This window comes from Microcoleus sp. D3_18a_C4, from assembly GCF_036702415.1.
GTDB lineage: Bacteria > Cyanobacteriota > Cyanobacteriia > Cyanobacteriales > Microcoleaceae > Microcoleus.
Genome location: NZ_JAUBTI010000030.1, coordinates 29,773 through 56,567, shown reverse-complemented (window position 1 = coordinate 56,567; position 26,795 = coordinate 29,773). Strand labels below are relative to the sequence as shown.

23 protein-coding genes are annotated in these 26,795 nt (G+C 47.6%); 7 read left to right on the top strand and 16 right to left on the bottom strand.

What is annotated here, in order from left to right:
- Window positions 1–6: 6 nt before the first annotated feature.
- Both QUB16_RS15710 and QUB16_RS15705 read right to left on the bottom strand, forming a co-directional pair.
- Window positions 7–1,272, bottom strand: a complete 1,266-nt coding sequence (locus QUB16_RS15710) for an ABC transporter permease (protein WP_333317413.1) — start codon at window positions 1,270–1,272, stop codon at window positions 7–9.
- A 436-nt stretch (window positions 1,273–1,708) separates the two neighbouring features.
- Window positions 1,709–3,529: an efflux RND transporter periplasmic adaptor subunit gene (locus QUB16_RS15705; protein WP_333317411.1), complete on the bottom strand. Its 1,821-nt coding sequence runs from the start codon at window positions 3,527–3,529 to the stop codon at window positions 1,709–1,711.
- A 312-nt stretch (window positions 3,530–3,841) separates the two neighbouring features.
- Between QUB16_RS15705 and QUB16_RS15700 the strand changes: the two genes are divergently transcribed.
- Together QUB16_RS15700 and QUB16_RS15695 are read left to right on the top strand one after the other, a co-directional pair.
- Entirely contained in the window at window positions 3,842–4,021 is a 180-nt protein-coding gene (locus QUB16_RS15700) for a BrnT family toxin (protein ID WP_333317409.1), read from the top strand.
- Window positions 3,984–4,190 (top strand): hypothetical protein, encoded by a 207-nt coding sequence (locus QUB16_RS15695; protein WP_333317407.1) that lies wholly within the window; start codon window positions 3,984–3,986, stop codon window positions 4,188–4,190. The genes QUB16_RS15700 and QUB16_RS15695 overlap by 38 nt, the downstream gene beginning before the upstream one ends.
- Before the next feature lie 124 nt (window positions 4,191–4,314).
- Here QUB16_RS15695 and QUB16_RS15690 read toward each other — a convergent pair whose 3' ends face one another.
- The 4 genes from QUB16_RS15690 to QUB16_RS15675 all read right to left on the bottom strand — a co-directional run bounded on the left by QUB16_RS15690 (window position 4,315) and on the right by QUB16_RS15675 (window position 7,994).
- Window positions 4,315–4,629 carry a helix-turn-helix transcriptional regulator gene (locus QUB16_RS15690; RefSeq protein WP_333317405.1) on the bottom strand — a complete coding sequence of 105 codons (315 nt, stop codon included), beginning with the start codon at window positions 4,627–4,629 and terminating at the stop codon, window positions 4,315–4,317.
- Between the two features lie 6 nt (window positions 4,630–4,635).
- Window positions 4,636–4,977, bottom strand: a complete 342-nt coding sequence (locus tag QUB16_RS15685) for a type II toxin-antitoxin system RelE/ParE family toxin (protein ID WP_333317404.1) — start codon at window positions 4,975–4,977, stop codon at window positions 4,636–4,638.
- Window positions 4,978–5,180: 203 nt separating this feature from the next.
- On the bottom strand, window positions 5,181–6,449 hold the full coding sequence (locus QUB16_RS15680; protein ID WP_333317403.1) for a pitrilysin family protein: 1,269 nt from the start codon (window positions 6,447–6,449) through the stop codon (window positions 5,181–5,183).
- 279 nt (window positions 6,450–6,728) lie between these two features.
- A complete protein-coding gene (locus QUB16_RS15675; protein ID WP_333317401.1) occupies window positions 6,729–7,994 on the bottom strand; it encodes a pitrilysin family protein in 1,266 nt (421 codons plus the stop codon).
- 337 nt (window positions 7,995–8,331) lie between these two features.
- Between QUB16_RS15675 and QUB16_RS15670 the strand changes: the two genes are divergently transcribed.
- On the top strand, window positions 8,332–9,360 hold the full coding sequence (locus QUB16_RS15670) for a hemerythrin domain-containing protein (RefSeq protein WP_333317400.1): 1,029 nt from the start codon (window positions 8,332–8,334) through the stop codon (window positions 9,358–9,360).
- A 289-nt stretch (window positions 9,361–9,649) separates the two neighbouring features.
- Here the strand turns inward: QUB16_RS15670 and QUB16_RS15665 are convergent, their stop codons facing one another.
- From QUB16_RS15665 to QUB16_RS15655, 3 genes are all read right to left on the bottom strand, one after another.
- Entirely contained in the window at window positions 9,650–10,510 is an 861-nt protein-coding gene (locus QUB16_RS15665) for an SDR family oxidoreductase (RefSeq protein ID WP_333317398.1), read from the bottom strand.
- A gap of 223 nt (window positions 10,511–10,733) precedes the next feature.
- Complete coding sequence (locus QUB16_RS15660; RefSeq protein ID WP_333317396.1) at window positions 10,734–13,346, bottom strand: SdrD B-like domain-containing protein; 2,613 nt, start codon at window positions 13,344–13,346, stop codon at window positions 10,734–10,736.
- A gap of 819 nt (window positions 13,347–14,165) precedes the next feature.
- Window positions 14,166–16,079 (bottom strand): SdrD B-like domain-containing protein, encoded by a 1,914-nt coding sequence (locus QUB16_RS15655; RefSeq protein WP_333317394.1) that lies wholly within the window; start codon window positions 16,077–16,079, stop codon window positions 14,166–14,168.
- A 462-nt stretch (window positions 16,080–16,541) separates the two neighbouring features.
- Here QUB16_RS15655 and iscB point away from each other — a divergent pair, with 462 nt between their 5' ends.
- On the top strand, window positions 16,542–17,906 hold the full coding sequence (gene iscB, locus QUB16_RS15650) for an RNA-guided endonuclease IscB (protein WP_333317392.1): 1,365 nt from the start codon (window positions 16,542–16,544) through the stop codon (window positions 17,904–17,906).
- Entirely contained in the window at window positions 17,875–18,552 is a 678-nt protein-coding gene (locus QUB16_RS15645) for a peptidoglycan-binding protein (protein WP_333317390.1), read from the top strand. The genes iscB and QUB16_RS15645 overlap by 32 nt, the downstream gene beginning before the upstream one ends.
- A gap of 728 nt (window positions 18,553–19,280) precedes the next feature.
- Here the strand turns inward: QUB16_RS15645 and QUB16_RS15640 are convergent.
- Window positions 19,281–21,158, bottom strand: a complete 1,878-nt coding sequence (locus QUB16_RS15640; protein WP_333317388.1) for a DUF1565 domain-containing protein — start codon at window positions 21,156–21,158, stop codon at window positions 19,281–19,283.
- A gap of 213 nt (window positions 21,159–21,371) precedes the next feature.
- Here QUB16_RS15640 and QUB16_RS15635 point away from each other — a divergent pair, with 213 nt between their 5' ends.
- Together QUB16_RS15635 and thiS are read left to right on the top strand one after the other, a co-directional pair.
- Window positions 21,372–22,454, top strand: coding sequence for a thiamine phosphate synthase (locus QUB16_RS15635; RefSeq protein ID WP_333317386.1), 1,083 nt, complete (start codon window positions 21,372–21,374; stop codon window positions 22,452–22,454).
- Window positions 22,455–22,551: 97 nt separating this feature from the next.
- Complete coding sequence (gene thiS / locus QUB16_RS15630; protein ID WP_333249719.1) at window positions 22,552–22,764, top strand: sulfur carrier protein ThiS; 213 nt, start codon at window positions 22,552–22,554, stop codon at window positions 22,762–22,764.
- 7 nt (window positions 22,765–22,771) lie between these two features.
- Here the strand turns inward: thiS and QUB16_RS15625 are convergent, their stop codons facing one another.
- The 6 genes from QUB16_RS15625 to QUB16_RS15600 form a co-directional block, all read right to left on the bottom strand.
- Window positions 22,772–23,287 (bottom strand): hypothetical protein, encoded by a 516-nt coding sequence (locus QUB16_RS15625; RefSeq protein WP_333281710.1) that lies wholly within the window; start codon window positions 23,285–23,287, stop codon window positions 22,772–22,774.
- The gene (locus QUB16_RS15620) at window positions 23,284–24,300 is read right to left on the bottom strand and encodes an AAA family ATPase (RefSeq protein ID WP_333317384.1); all 1,017 of its coding nucleotides are present in this window, start codon (window positions 24,298–24,300) and stop codon (window positions 23,284–23,286) included. Before QUB16_RS15620 ends, QUB16_RS15625 begins: the two co-directional genes overlap by 4 nt.
- A gap of 234 nt (window positions 24,301–24,534) precedes the next feature.
- The gene (gene rpmA, locus QUB16_RS15615; RefSeq protein ID WP_190738131.1) at window positions 24,535–24,834 is read right to left on the bottom strand and encodes a 50S ribosomal protein L27; all 300 of its coding nucleotides are present in this window, start codon (window positions 24,832–24,834) and stop codon (window positions 24,535–24,537) included.
- A 27-nt stretch (window positions 24,835–24,861) separates the two neighbouring features.
- The gene (gene rplU, locus QUB16_RS15610) at window positions 24,862–25,254 is read right to left on the bottom strand and encodes a 50S ribosomal protein L21 (protein WP_333036112.1); all 393 of its coding nucleotides are present in this window, start codon (window positions 25,252–25,254) and stop codon (window positions 24,862–24,864) included.
- 379 nt (window positions 25,255–25,633) lie between these two features.
- Window positions 25,634–25,849 (bottom strand): hypothetical protein, encoded by a 216-nt coding sequence (locus tag QUB16_RS15605; RefSeq protein ID WP_333105299.1) that lies wholly within the window; start codon window positions 25,847–25,849, stop codon window positions 25,634–25,636.
- Window positions 25,850–26,174: 325 nt separating this feature from the next.
- Window positions 26,175–26,675, bottom strand: a complete 501-nt coding sequence (locus QUB16_RS15600; protein WP_333317382.1) for a DUF3122 domain-containing protein — start codon at window positions 26,673–26,675, stop codon at window positions 26,175–26,177.
- Between the last annotated feature and the right edge of the window lie 120 nt (window positions 26,676–26,795).

Here is a 26,795-nt window from a genome sequence, read left to right as displayed (position 1 = left end):
CTAACTTCAATCATTCCGCAAAGCTGCGATCGGATCTAAGCGAGCCGCATTCCGAGCCGGCAATACTCCCGCCAATAAGCCTACAGTAAAAGATAGCCCAAAACCCGCCGCGATCGACCATACAGAAACCACAAACGGAAATTTGAACGCTGTCGAGGCCCCAAAGGCGATCGCAACTCCCAACCCAATACCCGCCGTTCCCCCCACCGTGGAAACTAAAATAGATTCCGCCATGAATTGAATGAGAATTGCTGCATTAGTAGCGCCTACCGCTTTGCGAATCCCGATTTCCTTAGTGCGTTCCACAACAGACACCAACATAATATTAGCAATACCGATGCCGCCAACCACCAAAGAAATTCCGGCGATCGCACCCACCATAACCGTAAATAAACCTATCACATTGCTGAAAGTATTAACAATCTCAGCTTGATTTACAACTCGAAAATCATCCGGTTGTGGCGGATAAATATTGTGGCGCAAGCGCATGATATTTTCCACTTGAAATTGAGCATCCGCTAAATCCGCTTCGCCCGCAGTTTCCAACCAAAAACCCGATATTGCAATCCCCGCTAAAGAATTTCTCCCCACAATCCGCGCAGACATATTTTTGAGGGGAATATACACTCGATCGTCCTGATCGGTTCCCCCTACAGACCCCTTGCTTTCCATCACCCCAATGACCTTGTAGCGGTTTCCCTGAATGCGAATATCAGAGGATAGCGCATTAACTCCGGCTCCAAAAAGTTCGTCCCGCACCTTAGAACCGAGGACAACTACAGGCTCAGCAGCATTCAATTCATCCTCGTTAAAAAACCGTCCTTCTTGGGGTTGAATGTTCTTCACATCTGGATAGTTTAAATCCGTTCCCAAAATCGAAGTAAATGAATTTTGTCCGCCGTAAACGACTTGCACTTGGCGCTGCAAATAAGCCGAAATCGCCTTAACTGCAGGAGCTTGTTTGCCGATCGCCCTAGCGTCATCCCAAGTAAGGGTAGTAGCAGAACCGCTTCCCTGACTGACACCGCCCGATCGCGAAGCGCCGGATAAAACCAACAGCACATTTGTACCCAAAGCCTTCAACTGTTCTTCAGTTGATTTTTGTACTCCCTGTCCCACCGAAGTAATGGCAATTACCGAAGATATCCCAATAATTACGCCCAGCATAGTTAAACTGGTACGCAACTTATTATTCCACAGCGCCTCTGTCGCCATGAAAGCGATTTGAACGTTAGAGATTTTGTTGGTACGGGGGCGACTCTGTAATTTCATGTTATTAGTTATTAGTTATTTGTTATTTGGTGGCAACTTCTAAGGATTATGCCTAAATTGGCCCCTAATTTATCACCTGACGATGCAACCGGAAACGATATGATTTGTGGCACGACCCGCCGGGGGTTGAAACCCCCGTCTCATAGAAGACAGTCGGTTGAAACTGAGATGTTGCACCATTCTCAATTACTTGTTTAGCAACAGGCTTTTCGGCCTGTTCCACAAGAAAATTCACTCTTTGTGGAACGGGCCGGAGAGCCCGTTCTTGAGAATGGTGCAAGAGGTGAGTTGAAACCGACTGAAAATTCGTCTAAAATCGATGTACATCAACTAACTCTTCAGTCCTCTTTCAGAGGACTTTCGCTATGAGACAGGGATTTCAATCCCTGGCGGACTCTGCGACGAACCAACTAGCCCCTACTGCGCGGACTGACTACTAACGCAAGCGCGTTCCCCCACCCGGTTGCAAACCCGGAATCCCCCCCGACGATGGATTTTGCGATCGAGGCCGCAATCCGGCGGGTAAACTAAGCAGCACTTGTTCATTTCCTTTCAAACCCGATCGCACTTCCGTCTTGTCATCCACCGTGATACCAGTCTTAATCGGCATAAAAGCAGGTTTACCATCTTCTCCACCGGGAACATAAACCCCCGTTTCCCTTTGTTGACGGACAATTGCCGCAGTCGGAACTACCAAAACATTTTTGAGCTCACCAGCCTTAAACTCAACATTCACATTCATGCCCGATCGCAGCATTTGTTTATCATCATTAATAATTGCCGCTTTTACCTCAAAACTTGTCACATTTTGCTGGACGATCGACTGAGGCGAAATTTGAGTGATTTTACCTGCAAAAGTCTTTCCCGCAAAAGCATCGGCTTGAATAGACGCAGCCTGGCCCATCTTAATCTGAGAAATATTAGTTTCTGCTACGTTTGCTACTAATTGATTTTTTGAAGCTAAGGACAAAATCGAAGAAGAAGTCGCCGAAGAAACCGCACTACCTGCCGTAGTGGGAGTCACAAAAGCGCCCGGATCGGCGTACTTGCGGGTAACAGTGCCGGTGAAAGGAGCCCGTAGCACAGTGTCGTCGATCAGCGCTTGAACGCTTTGCAGGCTGCCTCTAGCGGCGAGAACTTGGGCGCGGGCTTGGGCGATGTCTTCGGGGCGGGAACCGGCTTCTAGCAGCGCCAAAGCTTGCTGTTTTTGCTCCACTGCGGCCTGCCCCGCAGCGATGTCTTCCGGGCGTGCGCCCGATCGCGCCAGGGCCAAAGCTTGCCGTTTTTGCTCGACTGCGGCCCGCCCCGCAGCGATGTCTTCGGGGCGCGCGCCCGATCGCGCCAGGGTCAAAGCTTGCCGTTTTTGCTCCACAGCAGCCCGCGCCGCAGCGATTTCTTCAGGGCGAGCACCCGCTTGCAGCAAAGCTACAGCTTGTTCGGCTTGCCTGACTTGCGTTTGAGCTCGATCGCGCGCGGTGCGGGAGTTGTTGACAATTTGCAAAGCAAGGGCTCCGGCATTATAGAGTTCCTGATTTCTCTGAAAGTCTTCCTCAGCTTGGTTTTTGGCGTATTCGGCATCTCTGAGTTGGGCGATCGCTTGGGCGATGTCTTCAGGCCGATTGCCCTTAAGCAATTTTTGTAAATTTGCCTGTTGTTCAGCTAGTTGTGCCTCGGCTACAGCAATATCCTGGCTGCGATTGCCGTTGAGCAATTTTTGTAAATTTGCCTGTTGTTCTGCTAGTTGTGCCTCAGCTACCGCAATGTCTTGGCTGCGATTGCCGTTGAGCAATTTTTCCAGAATTGCCTGTTGTTCTGCTAACACCGCCTTAGCCACAGCTTTGTCCTGCGATCGAGTGCCGTTGAGCAATTTTTGCAGGTTTGCTTCCGCGGCTGCGAGTTGTCCGCGAGTTTGGGTAAGCTGGCCTTGCAGGTTGGAGTCGTCCATGTAGGCGAGAATCTGCCCTTTTTCAACTTTATCTCCTTCCTTGACAAGCAAACTTTTGAGCATTCCTGAAGTTTTGGGGCTGACGTTAACGGAACGTTCGGGCACAATTGTGCCGTTTGCCGAAATTGTAATCGGCAGGTTCACCCTTTCTACAGCAACGGTTTTTTCCTTGCGCCTAGTTTCGCGGCTGGATTTGACTGTTAGCTGGCTGTAAGCTGTGTAGCCTACTCCTGCAAGCACGGAAGCGGCGAGGAGTCCGCTAACCCACGGAGTCAGCTCTTTTTTAATCTGAAAGTGCTTTACGAAGTACATATAAATTAGACCTGATGGGTCTGTCTTGAATTTAGACCGATCGGGAACAGAAAAGGTTCAATTGAAGTCGCACTAAGTTTTTTCCCGTGTTTAATGCTTGCGGGCGATCGAGTTTAGATCCCAACATCGATCTCCAGTGCAGCATAAAACCTGTTGAGCCAAATGCGCGATCGTGAATGAAGATAGTTTAATCTCGCTTCTCCTAATCCTTCAGGCAATTTGAGTGGGACGAAGCGAAAAACCTTGAAAACATCCGTAAACATCAGATTGATTTTGCCGATGTTCCCGCGATGTTTGATGGTGAAATGCTGATTGAGCTCTTCCGATCGTTTTGATTATGGCGAAAATCGCTGGTTTGGAATCGGTTTTCTCGGTTCTGGAATAGCGGTAGTAGTCTGGACAGAACGTCAAAACAATGTAATCCGAATCATTTCAGCGCGAAGAGCCAACCGTCATGAGCAGAAACGATTTGAACAGTACCTCTGGTACTAACTGGGCCGCCTTAGAGTCAAGGTCAGAAGAGAATATCGACTACTCAGATATTCCACCGCTGACCGATGAATTTTTTGAACGAGCGACTTTACGTATTCCAGCCGATCGAGCCCACAACTTAGTTCAGATCGATCCAGATGTGAAGCAGTGGTTTGAGGCTCAAGGATAACAGTATAAAACTCTAATTAATAACGTTTTACGCCAATATATAGAGAGCCAAAAAACTCAGCACCCAGCATAACCGTGCGTTTTAAGTGGTGCTGCATAGTATTATGAGTGAGTAATCGTTCTTTCTATCCTGCTTGAGCAATAATTTGCCCTATATCTTGAGGCGTTGCACCTGTTGCCAGGATTGCGCGTATTAACAGTTCAATGGAAACCGAATCGTCGCCATTTTCAGCCTTGGCAATACGAGGTTGGCTGGAGTTGATTTTCTCAGCTAACTCTGCCTGTGTCATCAATCTTTGCCGACGTTCTTTGAGATTAAGACTGAGGGCTAACTTAATGTCAATTAGGATCGATTCCTCTGGTGAAAGTTGTAAGAATTCCGAGGCCGAGCCTATCTTCCAGCCTTGATCTTCTAGACGCTTCTTTTTCGCTTCATCCATATAACATTAGTCCTCTATTTCTGTGTCATACTTTTTCAATCGTTTCTTGCAGTTTTCAATCACGTTGATTGGTGTACTTCTAGTGGTCTTATTAAAGACTTCGAGAATCAGAATTGCATCTTCGTCGATTCGGTAAATAAGCCTCCAATTTTGACCTATATCCCGGATTCTTAGCTCATGGCAGTGTTTGCCAATGCTCGGCATAGGTTTTGAATGAGGCATTCCGAGACTTTCACCCTGCTGCAAACGTCTAAGAAGCACACCAGCCTCTATGCGTGCTTCTTGACTAAAAGGTGGTGTTTTAACCTCACCCTGTAACCAGGCTAAAGGTTTATTGATTTCGTCCATATCGCCATTTATATCATATCTGATATAATTATAAATGTCATCGCAGCCCAACCAGGGCTGGCAGCGGACAGTCTAAACACTCTAGTGATGGCTCGAAAACTAATGCCGCTGTTGAAGGCAATCGTTATACCAACAGCGAAAAGTCTTTTTATGTGCGCTCGCATCGATCGAACTTTTGAAAAGTTCGATCGCCCATTGCCTACTCAACAAACAGCCACTACACCCAATTCTGTAATCGCCGCCTCCGGGCCCACCAAAGAAATATACGGTTCTACAAAATATTTCTTAGCAGCATCCCGCGCTTGTGAAGCTGTAACCTGTGCAATTTCTTCTTGAAATTGTTGGTCAAATTTAATTCCCAATCCCAAAATTTCGTACCAGCCTAAAACTTGGGCAATTTGCGAATTAGTTTGTTTTCCTAAAGCATATTGACCGAGCATTTTATTCTTGCAAGCTTGCAATTCTTCCTCGCTTAGTTCGATGTTGGCGAGTCGATCGACTTCTGTACGCAATCCTTCAAAAGCCGTCGTTGTATTTTCCGGCGCCGTACCCATGTACACCACAAACTGTGCCGTGTCCAAGCGCGTCGCGTAGAGCGCGGAAACGTCGTAAGCCAAGCCCCGCTTTTCCCGCAATTCCACAAACAATCGGCTCGACAAACCGTTACCCAAATAAGTATTCAGCAACTTAATCGCTGCATAGTCGGGATTTTTGACCGAGGGTGCGAGGTAGCCCAGCATAATCACTGATTGCTGCGTATCTTGCGCCGTAACGACCGATTGAGGGGAGGGTGATAGGGGGGGGACGGTTAAAGTTGGCAGGGGTGTTAAAGGCGCTTTCCAGTCCCCAAAAGTTCGATCGATCAGGGCGATCGCATCTTCGGTCGAGATTCTGCCGGCTACAGAAATAACTACATTATCGGGACGGAAATAGGTTTTGTGGAACTGTTCGAGCTCGTTTCTGGTGAGCTTTGACATAGTAGCTTCCGTGCCCAAGGGAGAGAAAGCATAGGGATGTTCCTTGTACATCGCGTGCCGCAATTGCTCGAAGGCGATCGCAAATGGCTGTTCTTGTTGCGATCGAATTGCCGATATGGCAATGCGGCGTTCAAGTTCGACTTCAGCTTCCGGGAAAGTGGGCGATCGGGTCAATTGCGCCGCCAACTCCAAAATCTCCTCAAAATCCGCAGAAACCGTCTTCAAACTCACTAAAAAATAGTCTGTAGTAGAGTCGGCACTCAACCTCGCTCCCACCGATTCTACACGCTCGGCAATTTCCAGCGAAGACAGCCGATCGGTTCCCTTAGTCATTACCGCCGACAGCAAGTGACACAATCCTGCTTGTTCCGGCTGCACGTAGCGACTGCCGGCCCGCAGGAATATCCTAGCTGCAATAATATCTGCTGCTGGATTTTCTGCTGCTAAGACAACAATACCGTTGTCTAAAACCGTGCGCTGGATTTCATTTTTCATGGTTAATTTAGTTGGGAACTTGTACTGAGAGTAGCTGAAGTATTGGTAAGTGAAAATGGGTAATTGGTAATTGGTAATTGGTAATCGGTAATTACTTGATTGCCATTTTTCTATTTTCCATGTGCATCTTGTATGATGTCATACCGGGCAGGGCCTGACCCACAACATCTAAATGTAACAACATTTATCCCGTAGGGTGCGCCACAAGCACAGAGATCCCCGGACAAATGCCGAACATCTATCGGGTACAAAAGATATTTATATTCACAAACTTAACGATTAGATTGGTTTGAGTACCACGGCTGTATAGCGTCGGGGAGAGAGATATTGTTGAGCTAGGCGCTGGAGGTCTAAGGGCCCAAACGCTTTAATCCTGGTGGGATAGCTGAGCGCTAATTCGGCACTGGCGATCGTATTGTAATATCCATAAAGACCCGCTAGCTGTCCCGGCGTTTCGAGCGAGAAAGCAAAATCGTTGCACAGCAAACGCTGACAGCGGAGCAATTCTACCTCGGAAACAGGCTCAGACTGCAATTCCCAAAGCCGATCGCAAATCCGAGATTCCACCTCTTCGACATCAGAAGCGTCCAAGACTGCACTGATAGTAAATAAACTCGATTCCCGTTGCAGCGAGAAAGTGCTGTCGATCGCCTCTACCAATTGTAATTCTTCCCGCAGTTCCCTGACTAAACGCGAAGTCCGCCCGTCTGCGAGCAACACCGACAGCAAATCCAAGCCGCAAGCACTTTGCAAGTGTTCAACTCCCGGCCCCGTCCAGGCCATCATCAGCCGCGCTTGTTCCAATCGGGGGAGGCTCAATTCCTGACGGCGAATTTCTATCAGTGGCGGTTCCGCCTCTGCGGTTAATTTGGGACAATCCCACCGATCCGAAAACTGCTCAAAAGCTTTACCCGTAATATCTCTGGCCTGTTGTTCATCAATTCCCCCGACTACCACCACTGTCATATTTTCCGGCTGATAGTGCGATCGGTGGAAACAGCGCATTTCGTGGGGAGTTCGCGACATCAGCAGTTCTTCCGTGCCGAGTACCGATCGCCTGTAGGGATGTCGCTGGTAAACTGTTTCCATCATTGCTTGGAAACCCAGCCAATCGGGATTGTCTTGAGCTTGACGGATTTCTTCTAGCACCACATCTCGCTCGCGATCGAATTCCCGATCGGGAATCGAAGCCCGCAGCAGCAATTCTGCCAGCGGCTGGGCTGTTTCTGCTAAATAATCGGCCGCAGCGTTGACGAAAAAATGGGCGTAGTCGTGACTTGTAGCTGCGTTGGCGACACCGCCACGATTTTCGATTACCTGGTCAAATTCTCCAGGGGCGATCGAATCCGTCCCTTTAAATATCATGTGTTCTAGAAAATGAGCCATTCCCGACCAAGAATCCGGCTCCAGCGTAGCGCCAGCCCTCACCCACACGTCTAACGCGACCACCGGTGTGGCCGAAATCCGCTGGTGAATGACCGTTAACCCATTATTCAGCTTCCAGACATTGGCTGGGAACTCTAAAGCAGTGAGCAGTTGAGACAAGCTAGTTATTCTTAAACTTTAGTTAACTTCGGCTGCAACTATGGTAGCGCTTTAGGGCTCTGCGATCGGGATTAATTGATACAAAAGTCTGTTGACTGTTGACTGTTGTCAGTGGGCAGTGGGCAGTGGGCAGTGGGCAGTGGGCAGTGGTCAGGAAGTAATTTTTGCTTTTTTTTAAACAACCTCGAGCCTTAATTTATTACCATTTTTTTGCTCAAAAGTCAATAGGTTGCACGGGATATTAATGAATCAGTCGGGAGAAAGAGGATGTTATCAGAATATATCAATAAATTAAGAGATGTAAGAACACTAAAGACATTGAGAGGAGAAACGACAGATGGTAGCTACCCTAGAAGATACCAAGCGCCAAGCGATCGCGATGAAATTAGCAGACATGAAAGCGCTGCAAAACCTGTTGATCGCCAACGAGCAATTGTTCATCAATTCCTGCAACGACTCCGAACTAGCCCAGCGCTTCCGGGATATGCTCGAGGACGATCGCAAAAACTTGGGCGTATTAGAAACCGTAATCGTTCAATACGGAATTCAAACCGAACCCAAAGAAACCAGCGCCAAAATGATTGAAGAAGTTCAGCAACTCATGCAAGGTTCTGAACTCACATTGTTTGAAAAAGTCACCCAGCACGAACTGCTCAAACACAAACAAACAATGGCCGGTTTGTTAATTCACAAAGCTGCTCAAGTAGTCGGCGCCGACATCGAAGCTGCCATTACCCCGCTCAACACAGTTAACTTTGAGAACCGCGCTCACCAAGAACAACTCAAAGGAGTTCTCGAAATTTTAGGCGTGCGCGAACTGACCGGCAAAGACCCCGACCAAGGCGTTTGGGCTCGCGTGCAAGATGCAATGGCTGCCATGACAGGCATCATCGGCGGTGCAGTTACCCGCACCAAAGATGAGATGAACATCACCGAAATCCTCACCATGGATCACCGCAAAACCGATACCCTATTTATGGAAATCGCAAGCACCGACGATCCTCAAAAACTGCAAGAATTCTTCGGTCAACTTTACAAAGACCTCAGCGTTCACGCAGAAGCCGAAGAGCAAATTGTTTACCCAGCAATTCGCAGCTACTACAGCAACACTCAAGAACTGTACGACGAGCAAGCAGAAATGAAGCAAATGCTCGCCAAGATTAAGTCAATGAACCCCAGTTCTTCTGATTTCAAAGCCCAAATCAAACAGCTCCAAGCAGCGGTTCAAGATCACGTAAAAGAAGAAGAAAGCGATATGTTCGCTCAAATTCGCCGCAACTTAAGCGAAGCGCAAATGGAACAAATGGCTACTCAATTCAAAGCAGCCAAAAGCACAATGCAGCAAGAAATGGCTAACCTGAGCTAATTCAGCAGCAAGCTAATTGTAGCTCTAGCTGAGCTAAAAACTAGCTAAACTGCAACCTATCAATCCCGCTACCCACGTAGCGGGATTACTGTTTTTTGAAAGACAATTTTAAAAAATAAATATATTATTTGTAGGGGCGGGTTTCACGAAAGATATTTCGGGTAATTCATAATATAAATAAACCCGCCCCCCGAGTTGTGGAGAGGGCGGGTTTATTTATATTATGAATTTTATCAAAGATTTTCGGTAAAACCCGCCCCTACGAGCATTGGGAGCAAGAAGAAAGATTTTAGCCGTTAATCACCGATCCTCCGTTGGGATGCAAAATTTGACCAGTCATGTAAGACGAATCTTGTGAAGCTAAAAACACGTAACTGGGAGCCACTTCATCGGGTTGACCGACGCGTCCCAAGGGCGTGTCTGCACCAAATTTCTCCACTTTTTCTTCGGGGAAAGTCGAGGGAATTAGAGGCGTCCAAATCGGGCCGGGGGCGACTCCGTTGACCCGAATTCCTTTCTCAGCTAAACTTTGAGACAAGGAGCGAGTAAAGGCAACAATTGCTCCTTTTGTGGAGGAGTAATCTAGCAATTGTTGATTGCCTTTGTAAGCGGTGACAGAGGTAGTGTTGATAATTGCACTTCCTTGTTTGAGGTGTTTGAGAGCCGCTTTTGTCAGGTAAAACATTGAGAAAATGTTGGTGCGGAAGGTGCGCTCTAATTGTTCGGCGGTGATGTTTTCGATGCTTTCTTGGGGATGCTGTTCGGCGGCGTTGTTGACGAGGATGTCGAGGCGGCCAAATTCTTTAACTGTTTGTTCTACAAGGTTTTGACAGAGGCTTTCATCGCCGATGTCGCCGGCGATCGCAATACAGCGGCGGCCTTGTTGTTCGATCGCCTCTTTGGTTTTTTTGGCATCATCATCTTCGTTAAGATAGCTGATGACCACGTTAGCGCCTTCCTTGGCAAAGGCGATCGCCACTGCACGCCCGATTCCACTGTCTCCGCCGGTAATTAAGGCTACTTTGTCGCGCAATTTGTCGCTACCGCGATATCCCTCCGCGAAGGATTGAGGTTGCGGAGTCATCTCGGATTCAATACCGGGTTGCTGTTCTTGATGTTGAGCCGGATTGGTTTGTTGTTGAGTTGGCATAACATATTCCTCTAAGTTCTACCTCTATAAATAAAGGTTTTCTGGAACTAGGGAATCGCTCTTTTTGCCGATCGTTCCCTACCACTAAAGACAGTTCGGGCGATCGAAACCAGTTGTTAAGATTGTCACAACAGTAAAAAGCACGCCAAAACATAATTTGACGTGCTGTTTAAACAAGTTAGCTGCTAATTGCTGAGTCTCACACTACAGACTCAACTTAACATTAGAAACCAGTCGGAGGAGTAGCAGGAACACCTAACAGTAAATCCTTCTTATCTTCAGGCAACAATACAGTCACTGCACTCGCGATGCCGCTCAAGCTCATGTCCTCAACAAACTTAATACCTGCATTTCCAGGTACGATCAAGCTGGTATCAATGCTGCTGGCCTTAACCGTAGCATTGAGTGAAGGGTCGGGGTTATTCAGAGGATCGGGTGCAGTTTCCAGGTTCTGAGATTCACCAGTCACCGGATCGAGGCTACTTAGTCTTACTATTCCCGATGGGTCTGGGGTCGCCACAGATGTCGTAGGCACTGTGTTAGGGCCCGGCACGTCAAAGCTAACCGGGTTGGGGCCAGTTGGGATCGGGAAATTGTTGGTAACGCCCGGAGTATTGAAGACTTCCAAAACCGAGTAGCTGGCTGGAGACAAATTATTAAACCGAGCAATACCAGCAGCATCAGTTCTCACCAGCGGTTCTGTTGCAGCATCGTAGCGACCGTTGCCGTTGAAATCCAAAGTGAAGGGTACATCGGCAAGGGGCGGTTCGTTTCCGTTGCGTATACCGTTGCGGTCGTCATCTCGGAATTTAGGAACCAAGAGGTCATAACGGCGAGAGTTACCCACCAAAGCGCAAGTAAAGGTTTGATTCGCACCGAGAACAATATCCAGCGGTTGAGTCGTTTTGAAGAAGCCCGAAGGTAATACTTCCCGAACGCTGTAATTGCCAGGGCGCAAATTGTTGAATGCAAAACGACCAAACTGATCGGTAATAGAAGTGGGCTCTGTTGCTTGCAACACACCGTCACCATTGGTATCGATAGCAATGGTGACACCAGCAATAGCTGGTTCATTGCCATCTCGATAACCGTTCAGGTTAAAGTCCTCAAACTTGCACCCGGTGATGTTGCTGTTGGGTGTGTTGGCAAAGGTAACGTTGGCGTCCTGAGTGTTCAGGGTAACATCAACGCGATCTGGAGTAGAAGGCGAGAAATTCGGCGGTACCACTTCTCGGACGACATAGTTGCCCGGTGCCAAGTTGGTAAAGGCAGCTCTTCCCTGCTCATTTGTGCTCAGTTGCTGTTCGCCAGTGTCGGGAGTCCCGTTATTGTTGGTGTCCAGGAAGACAGTGATACCCCTAATTGGCGCTTCACCCTGATTTGGTTCAAAGCGACCGTTGGCATTCAAGTCGTTGTATTTGAAGACATTGATGAGTGGTAGAGTGTTGCCCACACCTGCATTATTGCCAATACCCTGAGTAGCTCCAACCGGAGAAAAGGTAAGTGATGGCGATGGGTTCCGCGCTGGTAAAGTTGTAACTGGCGCTGCAAAAATCGGCCGCTCACCAGTGGTCGCGATCGCTCTTTCACCTGCTTGTTGAACGCCGTCGCGGTTGGTGTCTACGAATTTAGGGTCGTTTGGTTTCAGCGTGTAGGTTGAGTCTGCTACTAACAGCGGTTGCTCTCTGCTGATGGTACCCTGGAATCGCGCCTGTGGCCCTGGTGCCGAAACCAGAGCGGGGTTTGGAGTGGTTGCTACTGGAGCATTCAGGTTTCCTGGGGCACCGCCACCTACTTCTGCAGGCAGTACACCTGGAAAAATTTCCAACACTCTGTAATTGCCAGCTCGCAAATCCTTGAAGGTAACTACTCCGTTCGCATCTGTGATGGCTATCGGTTCGGAGCCTGCTCCATCCCAGCGACCGTTCCCGTTCACATCTAAAATAAACGGTACTCGGGCAATGGGGGGTTCCAATACTCCACTAACCACATTTCGCAAGCCGTTGCGGTCTATGTCGCGAAATTTGTTAACTTCAATTTGATAGAGCGGAGTATCGCCAACTTGAGCGCAGGCAAAGGTTTGACCTGCTGCTACCGTCACGTCGAGTACCGGAACGTTGCCGGGGGGAGTGCTTTGGGGAAAATCTTGTGTTTCTAAGGGTTCTGCATCCGTAGCATTAACTTCTAGTCCGGTAACAGAACTAATCTGTCGTCTGATCCGTTCTTCCCGAATCTTGTAGCTTCCGGGTAATACGTTGAACGACCATCCACCATTTTTGTCTGTTAAAGTGTTCTGTTCCCCTGCATCGCGTTGACCGTTGCCATTTGAATCAATATATATCCTGACATTTTTAATCCCCGGTTCATTCCCATCTCGGAAGCCGTCGCCATCTATGTCTAAGTATTTGCATCCTACGATACGACTGCCTGTAACTGGTGGAACTCCCGCGTTGCCAAAGAAAACGTTGACATTTCGGTTGCCGAGAGTGACAGCCAGGGGGTTGGGAGTAGTAGCGGTGAAACCAGCAGGTAGTACCGTTTCGGTGAGTACGTAATTGCCAGGGGCAAGATTTATGAATGAGAACGCGCCGTTAGCGTCCGTCGTGGTTAAGACTTCGCCAGTACCAGCATTAAATACACCGTTGCTGCTTGTTGCTGATTCGAGGAGGATGGGGATATCCCGAAGACCTGGTTCGTTGGGCTGTCTGACCCCATCTCGGTTCAGGTCATTGAACTTGATGCCTAAAATTGCCGGGCCAGCATTCCCAACCACAACAGGCTGTAGTTGACTGGCTGTGAGCAATTGCTCTTCGTTAATAAAATCTAAATCTGCCATGATTTCTCTCCTTCACACCTAAATCCACGTAAATTACAGACTACTGTATGGGTTGTAACTTGCTGAGTAGTTTTTACTAATAGCTGACAACCGCTACTCGATTTTACATACGTCTGTACTTGAGGTAATGTTCCCATCTCACACAACAATGCCTCAAGCTTTGTCGCTGGCAAGTATATCAGGTTTTGAAGAACCCTGGCAATTTGAGGGCAACATCTTCAGGATTTGCACGCCTTCTCTGTCCGGACATACTTGCGGTTTCGAGCTTTAAAAAGCCTAAGACTGACTTCTCCCCCCTGGTATCAAGTCCGGCTGCATTGTTCTTGTTCGTCCTGGTTCGCTGTCCTAGACGATCGCCTCCTCTGGGATTGCCAATGACAGATATCCCAGCATCGATCGAGCTACCGGACTTGATTATGGCTTGCCCTGACTGGAAATACGCCGATCGGGTTTGGGGGAATTACCTGATAGTTTCTCACTCACAGAGATGCTACTGCCTCTGAATCTTGCAACCAATATACAAGCCAGCTTCGGAGTTGCCGGAACTTAGGCTTGAGTGTTGGAGGTTGCCAACAATAGGGTATCACGCGATCGCCCTTTCACCTCTTCGTTATTTTTATCTGCGGTTTGGGACTCCGGGCGATCGAGCGAATGTGTCACCCTACATAACCCAATACGCTTGGGTTAACACTCTTTATTCCTCGCAGATCCCCCTCGCATCCCCCTTAAGAAGGGGAGTAGGGGTTGACTTTGAGAAGACTCTTGTCCCCCCCTTAAGAAGGGGGGCTAGGGGGGATCGGGCTTCACCCAAGCGTATTGCTACATAACCCCGAAATCTCTCGCACCCATACTGCTGACCGAGTTCCCGAGCGCCCCTTTTATTAATTCATTTTTCTTGACAAATTCACCGATTTGTGCGTGAGTATCCAAACCGACATACTGTTGCCCAAAGTTAGGAGTATTGCCTAAATTTGCAAAAAATCCATCACTCAAAAATTTACTAATTCGATCACTATCACGACACTGGCTCAAAAGCAAGCTATCGGCCCCCATATTGCCCGCCGGTTCGCCCGCATAGTTACTGGCATCCGTCAGCGGGTCGCCCAAGGATTTAGCCGACCTACCGTCAGCCTCTCCCGTCACCAAATCAATGCTGCTGGCCCGAATCTCTGCCGAGACCACAACCAGCGCAGGCGGAGTCGTTGGAATGAAACCGGGCGGCGGAACTTCGCGGACAACATAACTACCTACAGGAACGTTACGGAAACTGTAATTGCCCTGAACGTCACTTAAGGTACTCGCTTCGCCCGGATCTAAACTGCTGTTGTTGTTGAGGTCGATGTAAATTTGAGTATTGGCGATCGGCGGTTCGCCCGGATCTAGGCGGCCGTTGGCGTTAAAATCGTTAAATTTCACCCCGCTGATGGTGCCAGTCACCAACACGTTACCAAAGCTGAGATTAGTGGCATTTGTGCCGTTACCCACGGCGATCGGAGTCGGATTTGGCGTGGTTTGTCGAAAACCGGGCTGCGGGACTTCCCTCACCACATAGATCCCTGGAGGCAAATTGATAAAAGAGAAATTACCTTGGGGGTTTGTTAAAGTCGAAGGTTCGTTGGGCTCTCGGCCGCCGTTGTTGTTGAAATCAAGGTAAATCGGCCAGTTGGCAACTCTCGGTTCCGTCGGTTCGTTGATACCGTTACCGTTGAGGTCGTTGAACTTGAAGCCGCTGATGCTGCCGGTAGGAAAATTGTTGCCGAAATTGACGCCGACAGCGTTGGTATTGCCGATGATGTCGATCGGGCCTGGATTTGGCGTAGTCTGTACCCATCCCGGTTGCGGGACTTCCCTCACCAAATACCGGCCGGGAGAAACATTGGCAAAAGTGTAGTTGCCTTGCGGGTTTGTGATGGTGTTGGGTTCGCCCGGGTCAAGGCTGCCGTTGCCGTTGAGGTCGAGGTAAATTTGCCAGTTGGTCAGAGGCGGGTCTGTCGCGTCTCTGACGCTGTTGGCATTGAGGTCGTTGTATTTGAGACCGCTGATGCTGCCGACAAAAAAGACATTGCCAAAATTGATGTTGTTGACAGTGGCGTTGGAAGTAACGTTAACCGGGCCGGGGTCAGGCGTGGTTTGGCGAAAACCCGGTTGCTGGACTTCTCTGACCAAATATGTATTGGCGGGAATATTGACAAAAGCGTAATTGCCTTGAACGTTTGTAAAAGTAAAAGGTTCGCCGCCGTCGAGCCTGTTGTTGCCGTTGAGGTCGAGGTAAATTTGCCAGTTAGCTAGCCCTTGTTCCCCAGGATCTCGGCTGCTGTTGTTGTTGATGTCGTTGAATTTTGTGCCTGCGATCGTCCCTGCGTTAAAGTTGTTGCCAAAATTGATATTGCCAGCGTTTGTGCCGCTGGTAATTGTGATGGGTGCGGGATTTGGCGTAGTTTGGCGAAAGTTCGGCTGCTGGACTTCCCTAACTTGGTAAGTTCCCGGCGGCAGGTTGGCGAAGATGTAGTTGCCTTGCGCGTTTGTGAGGGTGGAAGGTTCGTTAAACTCAGGCTGGCCGTTGTTGTTGAGGTCGAGGTAGATTTGCCAGTTGGGAATTGGAACTTCTCCGGGATCTGGGCGGCCGTTGGCGTTAAAATCGTTGTATTTGGTGCCGCTGATGCTGCCGACTTGGAAGTTCCCGATGTTGACGTTGCCGATGTCTATTTGGCTGGCGGTTCTGAATTCGGACATGGTGTTGCTGGGGCCCAATGAACGCGGTTCAATGTTTTCTGTAGGGCAATCTAGCAGTTTTTTTGCCAATTGCAGCTATTTCAGGGGATAAATTATTTTTAGGAAAGGGAAGGGAGGGGAATCAGAAATGTCCAATGCCCAATGCCCCATGCCCCATGCCCCATGCCCAATGCCCTGTTTGGCCGATGCGTAAATTTTTTCCAGATTTGATGTACGATCGCTACCAGTTTTGCAGACTTACTAAAATCCTAGACATTTCTGGAGAAATCCTGAAATAGCTAAGTAAGTCCAGGCTTTCGTTATTAGGGAGCGTTAAAGTTCATACCTTGGAGTACGTGCCAGCCCCAAGCACTATAACTCCGCAGTTAAACAGGCAAGGATTTGTAAAGCCAGTGCTGTGGAGAAAGTACCGCCTAATAACTATGCCGAGGCAACCTTTACTAATTAGGAATAGACGCAACCATGTCTAAAACCCCCAATCAAGTATTCGTACTTGACGCTGACAAAAAACCTCTAACTCCGTGCCTGCCAGTGATAGCTAGAAAGCTATTGAATGCAGGCAAAGCAAAGGTTTTTAGATTGTACCCGTTTACAATTATTCTGGGAAAATCGGTCAACGATCTACCAGAACCAATTGAAATCCGCATCGACCCTGGTAGCAAGACTGCTGGCATAGCTTTGGTTCAGGGAATCCAAGTCATTTGGGGCGCCCAAGTCACTCATCGGGGTCAAGCTATCAAGTCTCGACTTGAAACCCGTCGGGGCGTCCGGCGCACCCGCGGTAACCGCAAAACTCGTTATCGAAAAGCGAGATTCTTAAATCGCACTCGTCCGAAAGGCTGGTTGCCTCCGAGCTTGCAGCACCGAGTGTTAACGACTATGACGTGGGTTTCTCGCCTTCGTAAACTAGCACCTATCCAATCAATTGCTTTCGAGTTGGTAAACTTTGACACTCAAAAAATGCAAAATCCAGAGATTTCCGGCGTTGAATATCAACAAGGGGAATTGCAAGGTTACGAGGTTAGAGAATACCTGAAAGAAAAGTGGAATCGGAAGTGTGCTTACTGCGGTAATGAAAATTTACCATTGCAAGTTGAGCATATTAATCCACGCGCCAAAGGTGGCACTAATCGTGTTTCTAATCTTTGCTTAGCTTGTGAAAAATGCCACCTCAAAAAGGGGACTCAAGATATTAAGGATTTTCTTAAGAAAAAGCCCGAAGTTCTTAAGAAAATAATGAGTCAAGCTAAAGCACCATTGAAGGACGCAGCAGCAGTTAACGCAACCAAGTCCGCTTGGTTCCAAGCTCTGAAGGCTACAGCGATTGAACCTATTTATGTAGGACGCGGTTCTTTGACGAAGTTCAATCGGACTAATTTGAAGTTCCCAAAGGCTCATTGGATCGATGCTGCTTGTTGTGGAGATGTAAGTCAAGGTTTGACTTTAACTATCAATCAACCGTTGCTAATTAAGGCGATGGGCTGGGGAAGTCGTCAAGTCGTGCAGACTGACAAATATGGGTTTGTGCGTTCGGGGTATAAACCAAAGAAAAAGGTCGCAGGCTGGAATACTGGAGACATTGTTTCGGTAATTGGTGGAAAACATCAAGGGGTTAAATGCAAAAGAATTAAAACCACTAGGTTCAAAGGTAATTTTGATATTCGGGTAAACGATAGCGTGATTAGCGTTTCTCGGAATCAACTTAAGCCTGTTCATCGCAGCGATGGATATAACTACTCGTTTCCCGGAGATTGTCGTGAAATGTCCAAGAAAACAGTTAGAGGTCGAATTCCCAATGTCCCAAAACTTGACAGCAAGCTGGAATGAAGCCCGCGAGGTTCCCAGTTTGCTCTTCGGCTGGAGTTTGTGCGGTTTATTGGCAATGAGCTCGATCGCCCCTACTCCTGCTGTCGCACAGCTACCTACCTCCGAACAGAGTAACAGCAACAGCCCGATCGCTCAAACAGGTGCGATCGTCCGCCCCACTCTCAAATTGGGCAGCCGCGGCTCGGAAGTCATCGAACTCCAAGCTGCTCTTCAATTGTTGGGCTTTTATACTGGCACTGTAGACGGGATTTTCTCACAAAGCACCGCTAGAGCTGTGTCTCAGTTCCAGGAAGCAGCAGGCCTGGCTCCCGACGCCATAGTCGGTCAAGATACTTGGAACCGGCTGTTTCCTGCGACTCCGAGTGCGAGCGAAAACCCCATCGCCAACGATCCTGCAACTGCCGACAACTCAGAGATTAACCCCCAAGCGCAGCCAACCAATTTTCCAGTTTTGAGAAGACGAATGCGGGGGCCGGCAGTCAGAGATTTGCAAGAGCGGCTGCAGGCCAAGGGATTTTTGCGCGTGAGTGCTGACGGCGTGTTTGGCCCGGAAACTCAAGCTGCTGTCAAGGCGGCTCAGCGACAATATCAACTGCCAGCAGACGGCATTGTCGGCCGCGCTACTTGGGAAGCTCTGCTGCGTTGACACCAAGCCAATAGTGCCGGCTATGCACGTTGCGGTATCGCGCGATCGTACAAATTGTTAATAATCGCTTTTGGAAGTATTTCTTCACATCAAAAAGTGTCAAGTTTGGTAAACAAAGTGTTTTTATGCGCGGAGTTGGTGTTAACTTAAAAACATGAGGGGCAAAACCAAGAAGCACAAAAAACTTGGATAAAAAATTTGGAATTAGAGTATTTGTCCCGATCGGCTCTAGTTCGCAGGCAACGCCTGAACCGTGTAGCTTATTAGCACAGAAAGGTTGATATTGCGATCGATATTTGTTAGATAGCTTGAGGCTATTGCATGAATCAAAAGTTGCGATCGCACAACAGTCAAACACAGAAGTCTGAATAGACTCCGCTGATAGCTAGCTCGTCTCCAGAGTAGTTGCAAAAAAGTCCACCTTAGTTGTAGTTTGCTGAAACTCAGCAGAGCTAAAATCCCACTTGAATCAACTTAATTTACAAAAATTTTAGGGTCTGGCATCCGATATGCTAGGCCCTAAAATTTTTGATAGTTTACAGTTGACAAACTAATAGACTCTTGCAAAAGTCCTTTTAATAAAATTTGGGAACGGGCAAGATGCCCGTTCCACAAAAAACATTTTTTCTTGTGGAACGGGCATCTTGCCCGTCCTAGTTATTTTTGAAAGAGGTCTAATGACTACTGACTACTGACTACTGACTAATGACTACTGACTAATGACCATTTCATTTAATTTCTTCAATTCGAGCATTCAAACCGTTAGCGCTGAGCATTTCTAGCAATTCCTCAGCTTTTTCGCGTTCCCGAAAAGCACCGGCTTGGATCACCGGTCGTCCGCTGGAAAAAGAGCGAAAAGCACCGGGAACGAGGGATTGCATTTTTTGTCGATCGCCCCAACTGTTGGCATCCACCACAACTCGATACCGGAAACCCAAAGCTCTGGCTCGATCGAATGACGGCGAATTATCCGCGGCATCGGGCCAAGAATTCCCCCCTAAAGGTGCAGGTACATAACCGCCCCTTCCGATAGGAATGTTGCGGCCCGGAACCGGCAATCTACCCTCGGAAGAAACCGAACTCGAACTATCAAAATTGGGAGGAATAATTGGTTGCTGTACCGAAATTTCCGAAACCGATCGATAATTCGGATCGGGCACAGGAATTGCGATCGTCCCTGGGACTACCGATGAAGCAGCGGCATTCCTCCCAGAAAGCTCTTGCCGCAACTCAGCGCTTGGCGGTGCCGAGAGATTTTGCACCGGTCGCCTTGAAACGGGCGCAGGTGGGGGAAGTGGCGCTCTTTCAACTCTGGGGCTTAGCCGGCCGGGAGTGTAAACAGGGAGAGAAGTGTCGGGGCCACCGATGCTGGGAGGTCGATCGGCTATACGCTGCAAAGCACTTCCCCCCATTGGTGGAGGGGTAAAAGTTCCCGCCACATCAACCGATCCCGTCGTCCGGTTTCTCAACAATTGATTGCCGTAAGCGGGGATTACTTGACCTTTGGCGGCATTGTTCACATCGTACTGACCGTTGTTGCGAATGACATTGCCCCCCGGTTCGGCAGCAGTTCCCAAATCCGGCAGAGAGCTCGATATCGCCACAATTCCGTCCCGCCGATTACTCTCGATATAATTGTTACGCAGCACCGGCCTAGCATTAGCTTGCACCACCACGCCGTCCTTATTGCGAGTAATTTTGTTACCGATTAGCAAAGGCGAAGCGTTCTGCGCTACATTCACCCCAAATCCCGTGTTTTCAAACACATTATCTCGAACTTCCGGCTGGGAAGTGCCAAAAATCGTAATGCCGTTAGCTCCATTTTTCGAGAAAACATTCCCGCCAATCGTCGGCCTGGAAGTACCCACTACCGAAATTCCGTCGTGAGTGCTCCCAGAAAAAGTATTGTTAACAACCGTCGGCGAACTCGATTCGATCCACAAAGCGTAACCGCGATAGTTGGTATTCGTCACCGTCACCCCGCTGAGTCCCGCCCCATCTGCGCCTAAAATCGCAATATTTTGACCCGCCGAAGTCGGACTGATAAAGTATCCTCCGCCTTTGATGACAATATTCTGACCGCGAGTGTTGGGATTTCCCTGAACTGTTACGCTGGGCCTGAGCATTAATGGAAATTTTTCGCCGGTTTGCTCGCTGTAAGTACCGGGCGCTAGCAAAATCGCTGTTTTGGGCGGGGCGACGCTTAAGGCGTAGGTTAGGGTTTTGAACGGAGCTCGATCGCTGCCGTTACCTCCTGTGTCGCTGCCGCCGATCGAGCTGACGTACAGTATGTTAATCTCGCTCTCCAGCGTCTGAGAAAGTAGCTGCACTCCGGGTATCCCGGCAGCGATAACTGACGGTTGAGGGTTGCAAAAGGCGGTCATCGCAAAGACGAGTAGAAGGCAAGAACTCAAACAAGATTTTTGCGATCGATTTTCTTTGCACTCGCTATATTGAGAATTTAGGAGCATAAATAAACCCCACTGATTTGCGGTTCGAGTTCCGCTTCCCGAGTTTGGTGTCGGGTTTTCGCGATCGAACTTTGATTTCACCCGCCTGCTGGGGTTTTCTTCTGTTAATCTTTTGTGTTGTTCTGCTAACCTCACGGCTCTCCTCCGAAGTGTGGTATGCAGTTTAACGATTCCACTCTCATCAAGTTTGATCTATTATGCTTTGTTTTCATCAAAACTTAAAAAATTATTGTCGAATTTAGATTGGTTTATGCCAAAATTAAGCCGCCTGCTTTGCCACAATCTTGACAGCGTGGGACAATGTAGCGGTTTGACTGGTACGATTAATTATAATTAGGGTGGTTCTGAATGACCGACAAACAAAACAGAACTTTACCGGCACAGCCAGCCCTCTGCCGGATTTTAGATGCAAATTTAGATCGATCGCGCGAAGGGTTGAGAATTATTGAAGAATGGTGCAGGTTTGGTCTCAACAGCGCTGATTTAGCTGGCGAGTGCAAGCAACTGCGTCAAGAATTGGCTGCTTGGCACGTCGCAGAACTTCGCAGTGCTAGGGATACGCCGGCCGATCCGGGTACGGAGTTGACTCACCCGCAGGAAGAGCAGCGTTCGAGCATTCAGCAGCTACTGGAGGCGAATTTCTGTCGGGTGGAAGAAGCTCTGCGGGTACTCGAAGAGTATGGCAAAATTTACGATCGGAATATGGGCGCGGCTTTTAAGCAGATGCGCTATCGGGTTTATACTCTCGAAAGCGATTTGCTGGCTTACCGGCGCTACCAGCAGTTACTTCGATCGCAGTTATACCTTGTAACTTCGCCGAGAGACAACTTGTTGGGAGTTGTGGAAGCTGCTTTGCAAGGCGGACTGACTTTGGTGCAGTACCGCGACAAAACCTCAGACGACGGGGTAAAGCTGGCTAATGCGCGCCAGCTTTGCGAACTTTGTCACCGCTATGATGCTTTGCTGATTGTGAACGATCGCGTGGATTTTGCGATCGCAGCGGATGCCGACGGCGTACACTTAGGGCAGGGAGATTTGCCTGTGGCGGAAGCGCGCAAGTTGCTCGGCCCGGGACGGATCATCGGTTGTTCGACTACGAATGGCGAGGAAATGCAGCGAGCGGTTGACGCGGGAGCCGACTATATTGGAGTTGGGCCTGTTTACTCCACTCCTACTAAACCTGATAAACAGGCGGCAGGTTTGGACTATGTGCGGTATGCTGCTACTAAGTCACCGATTCCCTGGTTTGCGATCGGCGGAATTGATATCAACAACCTCGATGAAGTATTGAATGCCGGAGCTCAAAGGGTTGCGATAGTACGCGCGATTATGGAAGCAGAACAGCCTACTTTAGTCACGCAGTTTTTCATCTCGCAGTTGATTCGGATGCAGAATCTCAAAGCTCAGAAAGCTTTGCACGGAAAAAGGTAGGTTTATTTGCGATTCGTAGGGCGGGTTTAGCACAGGAAATCTGTGCATAAAATATAATTTTGTTACCCAACCCGCCCTGAAAACTGATATTTTACTTATGATAAATCAAATTGCGCTGCAAGTTAACGGAGAAACCCGCAATTGTGCGATCGACACACCGTTACCAAAATTACTAGAACAATTGGGATTAAACCCGCGCTTGGTGGCTGTGGAGTACAACGGGGAAATTCTGCACAAACAATTTTGGGAAACTACAAAGATGCAAGAGGGTGACATCTTAGAAGTTGTGACAATTGTGGGAGGAGGCTAGCCACAAATTAGCTAATCAATCCTTGTAATCTAGCCATTGTGTCATTCAGCACCACCACAGAAGTCGCAGATAAATTCCAAGTTTTGATTGTAGGGTTGAGTGCTTTTTTGAGCGCATCCTGTAGGGGTGGTAGCCATGCCTCTTGATGTCCCTTGATCACCAGTATTAAGCGAAAACTGGCTTTTTTCAGATCAAGGGTTTGAAAGGAGTTAGGCAATTCTTCATAGGTAGAATGGCGCTTTAGGCAAGTTGCCACACTTAAAGTGAGCGCGTTGGTCAACTTCTCTTGAATTTCGAGGAGAAATTCATCGAAATTCGGCTGAGTTTCAGGACGTGGGGAACTCTGCTTTGCCTCCACAATCCATACTATAGAGTCATCTTGGGAATGGAGCAGTAAGAACTCCGCTATCTTCACGCCTTCCTTGATTTTTTGATAAGTTTCGCTTTTCTCAATGTAGAAGCAATCTCCTTCTGGGTAAGGGCCGAATGTCATCCCAGACTCAATAATTGGCTCAGTCGTCATTGCAATGCCAGCTCCACCTCTTCTTTGTAGAGCTGGATTGATTCGTCGATAATTGGGTTGTCTGGCAACCCTTCCCTGAGATTTGCGAGCTCCCAACGATTATCTTTCACAGAAATTATTGGAATTGAGAGTCTATCCTTTTTCTGTGCAATGAGAAACAGTTTTTTGATGACAAAATAGGAGTGACTCGCCATGAAAAACTGGATTCCACACTCAGCTAACATGGCAATAATATCGAGAAACTTTGAAATTGCGGCTGGATGTAGTGCTGATTCTGGTTCATCGATGAAGATTACCGATTTTTGGTCAAGATAACGGTTCCCTAGTAAGGTGTCAAGAATGGAAATCTTCTTAATACCTTCTGCCGTTACGCCAATAGGGAACTTTTGATTCCCCTTCTTGAACTGCCAACGCCCCAAATTTTCATCATACTCAACCTTTCCCTCTAGAATCTCGCTTAGGTTCTTTCTGGACATAGCAAACTGCTGGTAATTTCGGCCACCTGTAGGAGGTTGGCGCAGTGCTCGTGCTAAATCGAGATAGGTATCATCGAAACCGAAGGTCTTGCTCAGTTCGCGGGATTGTAGAATGATATGATGCAGGGAGAGAACTTCTTTTGTAGGTAAAAAAATAGAATTACTACTTCGAGGTGGAACATGATTTTCTATAGTTTGGATATTTTTCGTGGTGTCTTTACCAAATCTATAATAAAAATCTTGACCATCACAATTGAGCTTGAAAGATAGTGGTTCATCTGCTCCTTTGCTCACAAGGTCGCCGATTTTCTCTATCTCAAAAGTCCAATACAGTTTGTCTGCGAGTATTTCGGAAGCATTGCGTGGTTCGTTGCCCCGTTTATACTCTTCTAGGGTTCGCATAGCAGTGTAAAGCGCTTTGAGGAGAATGGTTTTACCTGTTCCATTGCCGCCGATAATCAAATTAATGTTACCTAAGTTCTCGCACTTGAACTGATGGATAGGTCCAAAGTTCTTGAGTTCAAGGCTGTTTATCATCGGTTATTTCTCACAAAACTTGTCTACCAAACCTTAGATACCCGACTTCTTAAAGAAGTCGGGTATCTGGGTATATTGAGATAGAGAATCAGGAGGCATAGCCTCTAGATATGCGTTCCCAGGCATAGCCTAGGAACGAGGAAATCTTGTCCCCCCCTTATTAAGGGGGGCTAGGGGGGATCGAGACTTTGAGACAAACAAAAGAGACTTAAAGAACGCCGCAAAATATCGCAATTAAACTGCGACAGCTTCAGCCACGGGTTCAGCCACAGGTGCTGCTACCACAGGATAAATGCTGACTTTCTTGCGAGTTTTGCCCTTTCTTTCAAAAGTCACCACACCGTCAATCATGGCAAACAGAGTATCATCTCTGCCGATACCAACATTATTACCAGGGTGAACTTTAGTGCCGCGTTGGCGGATCAAAATGTTGCCAGCTTTGACAACTTGACCGCCGTACTTTTTGACACCCAGACGCTGAGAATTAGAATCGCGTCCGTTACGTGTACTGCCTGTACCTTTCTTGTGGGCCATAATATCCTCAACTGTATTTACTATGTTTTATTCTGAATCAGTTTCGGCGGTTTGGGGGGTTTCAACAACTGCTTGAGTTAAGTCTCTGGCGGCCAAGACTGTACCGTTGACGCTGATGGAGTCAATCATAAAGCGAGTTGTTTCTTGACGGTGCCCTTTTTTCTTCCGAGTTTTCTTTTTCGGCTTCATCTTGTAGACGAGGACTTTGCGGCCCCGGAAATGCCGTAGAACCGTTCCTTCTACAGTGGCATTTTCTAGTAAAGGCTGGCCGATATGAACCTCGCCTTCGTGCTGGATCAGAAATACTTTGTCTATGGTGACTTTGGATTCAGCTTCAACGTGAAGCAGTTCGATGTCGTAGAAGCGGCCTGGTTCTACCCGAAATTGTTTGCCGCCGGTTTCAATGATTGCGTAAGTCATGGGATGGTTGTTGAGATTGCCGTACAGGTAGCTGATGAGTCATTGGTCATTGGTCGTTGTGGACTTTTGACGGCTGACTGCTCTCCAGCTTTTGGAATGTCTTAACCTGATCCGAGCCGGATTTAGACAGACAATCTACTATTATTCGCGATTTTGGTATTTTTGTCAAGTTCGAGCGCGCCGGAAAATTCTAATTAGGTAAAACTTAGGCACGGGTGGTCAGAAACCGGGTTTTTTACGAAAATTATTCGTTTTCAGCCAGAGATTAGGTAAAAAACCCGGTTTCTTCGGTCTGAATGGGTAAGCCCTGTTAGGGATAAAAATAGAAGATGCTGTAAATTTTTTATCCCATTGATCCAAAAGGTCGATCGAACTCGATTCAAGCAGTCGCAGAACATTTGCTCGATCGTAACAATTCCAAAGCTTGTTGTTTCACCCTACCTTCCATCACCTCTTTCTGCAAATTAATAAAAGCGTCAAAATCTTCTAAACCATACTTGGTCATCTGCAACTGCTGTCGCAACTGTTCTTCGGCCTCAACCGTTAAGTAACCTGTTGCCAAAGCTTTGCGGACAATTTTACTGATTAAAGTCATAGTAGCTTCACCCTGAATACACCTACGTTAAAACACTGAAGTTTTGTCACCCGACTGACTCAGCTTTTAGTTTGTTTCATAATTATCCTTAAAATAGGTTAAATCTACCTTAAGGTCTATGTAAATAAAGTTATTTTTAATACATCCATCAAACTTTAGCGATTTTAAATGTAGAGTACGATTAAATTGATCTCTTTAGTTTTTGCCCGACCACATTATTATTCAAATATGTTAAATCTACCTTAAGGCATAATTTAAACATAACGATTTGTGACCGGGGAAATTGTATCGATTTTAAATTTAGAGTGCGCTTAAATCGGTATATTTAGTTTCTGTCTAACAACAGCCGCCATTCTCTGACAGCAAAAGGAGGAACCACCAATTCTGTTTCTTTTAGATTTTTCACGGGCAAATTCAACAGCAAAGGTCGATTACTTTCCACTTGTGTAATTATTGATTTGAAATCGTATTCTCCGACATTAATTGGCAAACCCGACTCGTTCCAAATATCATTAGCCTTGCCCATTTCCCGCTTGCCCGCTGCAACTTTCAGCGGAACAGGGTGCTGCAATTCTGTTCCTGGAAATCCTACTAATCTCAGATTTAAAGACTTTACAACTCCCGACTTGACTCGCTTGTACAAAACAACTTGCCATGCTTTGTCGTCCGTATCGCGCAGGCTTTGTACGGATCGGAACATTACTGTTTCGGCAGTTTCTGGATATTTATGAATCGACGCGAAAGCGGGCGGGCTGCTAGCTAAGATTAGATACAAGCACAAGCTAATAATAGTTAAAGTTCGACGCCACCAATAATATTTTTTCAACTTGCCCTACCTCCGAGAATTGACAATTTTTTATCCAAAGATATAAAAAAACAGGTTTGTATTGAGATTATTGAGGGATGAACAATAAAAGACAAGAAGCAGGCAGGTTTTGTATAAAGA

Excerpts from the sequence above, each read along its gene's own strand:
- QUB16_RS15710 (WP_333317413.1), bottom strand. The coding sequence starts at position 1,272 with ATGAAATTACAGAGTCGCCCCCGTACCAACAAAATCTCTAACGTTCAA.
- QUB16_RS15705 (WP_333317411.1), bottom strand. The coding sequence starts at position 3,529 with ATGTACTTCGTAAAGCACTTTCAGATTAAAAAAGAGCTGACTCCGTGG.
- QUB16_RS15695 (WP_333317407.1), top strand. The coding sequence starts at position 3,984 with ATGAGCAGAAACGATTTGAACAGTACCTCTGGTACTAACTGGGCCGCC.
- QUB16_RS15690 (WP_333317405.1), bottom strand. The coding sequence starts at position 4,629 with ATGGATGAAGCGAAAAAGAAGCGTCTAGAAGATCAAGGCTGGAAGATA.
- QUB16_RS15685 (WP_333317404.1), bottom strand. The coding sequence starts at position 4,977 with ATGGACGAAATCAATAAACCTTTAGCCTGGTTACAGGGTGAGGTTAAA.
- QUB16_RS15680 (WP_333317403.1), bottom strand. The coding sequence starts at position 6,449 with ATGAAAAATGAAATCCAGCGCACGGTTTTAGACAACGGTATTGTTGTC.
- QUB16_RS15670 (WP_333317400.1), top strand. The coding sequence starts at position 8,332 with ATGGTAGCTACCCTAGAAGATACCAAGCGCCAAGCGATCGCGATGAAA.
- QUB16_RS15665 (WP_333317398.1), bottom strand. The coding sequence starts at position 10,510 with ATGCCAACTCAACAACAAACCAATCCGGCTCAACATCAAGAACAGCAA.
- QUB16_RS15660 (WP_333317396.1), bottom strand. The coding sequence starts at position 13,346 with ATGGCAGATTTAGATTTTATTAACGAAGAGCAATTGCTCACAGCCAGT.
- QUB16_RS15655 (WP_333317394.1), bottom strand. The coding sequence starts at position 16,079 with ATGTCCGAATTCAGAACCGCCAGCCAAATAGACATCGGCAACGTCAAC.
- iscB (WP_333317392.1), top strand. The coding sequence starts at position 16,542 with ATGTCTAAAACCCCCAATCAAGTATTCGTACTTGACGCTGACAAAAAA.
- QUB16_RS15645 (WP_333317390.1), top strand. The coding sequence starts at position 17,875 with ATGTCCCAAAACTTGACAGCAAGCTGGAATGAAGCCCGCGAGGTTCCC.
- QUB16_RS15635 (WP_333317386.1), top strand. The coding sequence starts at position 21,372 with ATGACCGACAAACAAAACAGAACTTTACCGGCACAGCCAGCCCTCTGC.
- thiS (WP_333249719.1), top strand. The coding sequence starts at position 22,552 with ATGATAAATCAAATTGCGCTGCAAGTTAACGGAGAAACCCGCAATTGT.
- QUB16_RS15625 (WP_333281710.1), bottom strand. The coding sequence starts at position 23,287 with ATGACGACTGAGCCAATTATTGAGTCTGGGATGACATTCGGCCCTTAC.
- QUB16_RS15620 (WP_333317384.1), bottom strand. The coding sequence starts at position 24,300 with ATGATAAACAGCCTTGAACTCAAGAACTTTGGACCTATCCATCAGTTC.
- rpmA (WP_190738131.1), bottom strand. The coding sequence starts at position 24,834 with ATGGCCCACAAGAAAGGTACAGGCAGTACACGTAACGGACGCGATTCT.
- rplU (WP_333036112.1), bottom strand. The coding sequence starts at position 25,254 with ATGACTTACGCAATCATTGAAACCGGCGGCAAACAATTTCGGGTAGAA.
- QUB16_RS15605 (WP_333105299.1), bottom strand. The coding sequence starts at position 25,849 with ATGACTTTAATCAGTAAAATTGTCCGCAAAGCTTTGGCAACAGGTTAC.